This window comes from Bradyrhizobium lablabi, from assembly GCF_001440475.1.
Classification (GTDB): Bacteria; Pseudomonadota; Alphaproteobacteria; order Rhizobiales; family Xanthobacteraceae; genus Bradyrhizobium; species Bradyrhizobium lablabi.
In genome coordinates, this window is record NZ_LLYB01000047.1 from 1 (window position 1) to 920 (window position 920).

A 920-nucleotide genomic window follows, 5' to 3' on the forward strand; every position below is an offset into this window, starting at 1 on the left:
GGGTCCTGCTCGAACCGCACCAACTGATTGTCGACCGTATCCAGGCTCTCGTTGGTCTCCGTCAGGAACTCCCGTAACAGGTCATCCATATGAGCACGCCTTCCAAAAACTCAGATATCGGCCTTCTGAAAAGTAACCCCTCGGATTTCACGGCAACGTTAATTTCACTGTCCGTGCTAATACGGATATGGTGAATATGTCGTGATGAGTTGCTGGTGACGGCGGCCCGACAACGCAAGCAAGACGCGATCAGCAGCATCTGGGAGCTGCGGCGGCAAACGGCCGGCCCCGGATGACGATTTGGAAACGAGCGCTCGGAAGACCAGCGGTCAGGCGGCGAGCAGTTCGTCTTCGCGCTTCACCAGTTTCCTGATTTCCTTGAGCGCCTTGTAGAGCGCGCCTGCGGCCACATGGTTGTTGGCGGCGTCGATCGTGAGACGGTCCCCCGGCCTGGCATCGCGCAGTTCGCGCAAGTAACCCTGATAGGCGGCCCGGTAACGCGGGATATCGTTCTTCAGATACATGGTCTGAATGCAGAGATAGAGCCGCTTGGCCGGCGTATTGGCGGTCTCGGCGGTGATGGTGTCCCGCTCGCGCAGGATCGGCGCGTCGCCGTCGATCAGGAACGACGTGCGTGTGCTGGAATTGACGAGAACGGTTTCCCCGATAACGATCCGTTCAAATGGCTTCAGTTCAACGCGTAGCGGCACAATCGTCCCCCGTTCGAAGACGCGTGAGCGCCAGGGCTCACGACGTTTGCGAAACATCGTTCGTGCAAATGCGCGGCGGATATGCCGCCAGATAATATTCAGGAAATTTGGATCGATGGTGGCGGCGGGGTTTTCCCCGCCGCCTTGATCGTTGACGTCGCCGTCCCGCTTAGCGCAGGAGCTGCAGCACGCTCTGCTGGCTCTGGTTGG

Annotated in this window: 1 protein-coding gene; it reads right to left on the reverse strand. The window is 59.0% G+C overall.

Features of this window, described 5'->3' with window-relative positions:
- Positions 1-329 precede the first annotated feature (329 nt).
- Positions 330-710, reverse strand: a complete 381-nt coding sequence (gene flbT, locus CQ14_RS07245) for a flagellar biosynthesis repressor FlbT (protein WP_057857351.1) — start codon at positions 708-710, stop codon at positions 330-332.
- Positions 711-920 lie beyond the last annotated feature (210 nt).